We start from the raw sequence: 1,892 nt of genomic DNA on the forward strand, positions 1-1,892 counted from the left end.
CGATCCGAAAACCGATCACCCTCAACTGCCTTCAACTGTCCTGGCCTTGGCACACCCACTCAACGAGCCAGCACCAGCAAAGTCACCGGTATTGCCACTAAACCAGCTCCGACCCGCCGCAAAGACCCCTAAAACACCGGTATTGGGCCTAGGCGGTGATGCTGTCCACGATTTGGTCGGCGACGCTGCGGGGTTCGCGGTCGAGCAGTTCAGCCAGGAGAGGGTCCACTCCGGCGAAGTGGCCTTCGCGGGCTGCCTGGAATGTGGTGAGTGTCATCCGCGCCATCGCCTCCGGGGCGCCGGCTGCGACCTTGTCCGCGATCCACTGCTCGTCGTCCACCACGATGCGCTTAACCTCACGATTGCTACTGTTTGAGGCGATGGCGGCGACATCGTCGAAGGTCACGGCCTGGCGGGCGGTGAGCGTGACCGGGCCGTCGAACGTCCGGCCACCGGCCAGGATGACCGCTGCCGCTTCGGCGGCATCCGCGCGGTCAGTCCAGGAGGCCGGGCCGTCGGCAGGGGCCGTGATGGTGTTGGTCTGCTGCCAGGGGCCCAGCAGCCAGCCCAGGCTGTGGGAGTAGAAGCCGTTGCGCAGCGAGGTCCACGCGACGCCGGAGTCGGCGAGGAGCTCTTCGGTGGCGGCGTGGTCGCGGGCCGGGTGGAAGGGACTGCTCGCTCCGGCGCCCTGGTGACTGGTGTAGAGGATGCGGTGCGCTCCCGCGGCGATGGCGGTCTCGATGCCCACTCGGTGCAGGGCGACCGCATCGGCGTGCGGGTCGTTGGAGGAGACGAGCAGGATCTGCTCGGCGCCCTCGAAGGAGTGGCGCAGCGCGGCCGGGTTCTCGTAGGAGCCCTGGCGTACCCGCACCCCGCGGTCGGCGAAGTGCTGCGCCTTGGCGACATCGCGGACGCTGACGCCGATCTGCTCCGCGGGCACGCGCCCCAGGAGGTGTTCGACGGTGGCGCCGTTCAGGGCACCGGTCGCACCAGTGACAACGATCATGATGGTGTTTTCCCTTCGTGCCCGCTGCGCGCTCGGCGTGTGCGGGCTTGTCTCATTGGCCGCGCAGGAGCGGAAGGAGGATGTCGTCGACGAGGTGCGCGATGAAGCGTTCGTCGCACTTCTCGCCGGCGACGACGATGCGGTGCACGATCACAGCCGGGGCGACCTCGGCGAAGAGCTCGGCGGCCTGGGGGGCCAGGTCTTCGCCGCGGCCGATCGCTTTGCGCAGCGGCTGGTTGGTCATGGCGGCCTCGTCGCGGCGCAGAATGCGGCGCATCTCCTCGGCAAGCCTTGGGTCGCTGCGCATGCCGGCGAAGAGCGCCCCGAGCAGCCCGATCTCCTGCTCGGCGATCTGGTGCGCCAGCCAGGCGGCGAGCGTGAGCAGGTTCTCGCGAAGATCGTCCGTAGCGGGTTCGGGCGGGGTCGCGTGTGAGCGGTACTCGACCGCTGCGGCGACGAGGGCGGCCTTGTCGCGGTAGCGGCGGTAGATCGTCGTCTTTGCCGCGCCCGAGCGGCCTGCGACTGCCTCCATGGACAGCTGCTCGTAACCGATCTCGGTCAGCAAGGACAGCGTCGCGTCGAGGATCGCCACGTCACGGCTCGTGTCACGCGGCCTGCCCATAGAGGAAGGATTGTCCGGTCCGCCGGGTCGCGGGCTACGCGATGCGCTCATCAAGAGATGATCTCCCTATTTTCGATACGCTACGGCTGCGTATCGAAAGTAACTCCTGCCGGTCATGCCGTCAAACGGACGCCGACGTTCGAGGACCCCTTGATCGAGGAGACAGGCCCTAGGTGTTCTGTCCATGGAGGTTGGTGACAGCGATCACGGTCGGGGGGTCTTGAACGAGTGAGGGCCTTCCGGGTTCGGTGTGGATTGCGACAT

Annotated in this window: 2 protein-coding genes; both read right to left on the minus strand. The window is 67.4% G+C overall.

Annotation, left to right across the window (positions count from 1 at the left end; translation table 11 throughout):
• Positions 1-148 precede the first annotated feature (148 nt).
• The gene (locus ACIRQP_RS42375; protein WP_403900815.1) at positions 149-1,006 is read right to left on the minus strand and encodes an NAD(P)H-binding protein; all 858 of its coding nucleotides are present in this window, start codon (positions 1,004-1,006) and stop codon (positions 149-151) included.
• Between the two features lie 52 nt (positions 1,007-1,058).
• A complete protein-coding gene (locus ACIRQP_RS42380) occupies positions 1,059-1,598 on the minus strand; it encodes a TetR/AcrR family transcriptional regulator (protein ID WP_403900817.1) in 540 nt (179 codons plus the stop codon).
• Positions 1,599-1,892: the final 294 nt, after the last annotated feature.

The organism is Streptomyces sp. NPDC102274 (genome assembly GCF_044766385.1).
Lineage (GTDB): Bacteria > Actinomycetota > Actinomycetes > Streptomycetales > Streptomycetaceae > Streptomyces.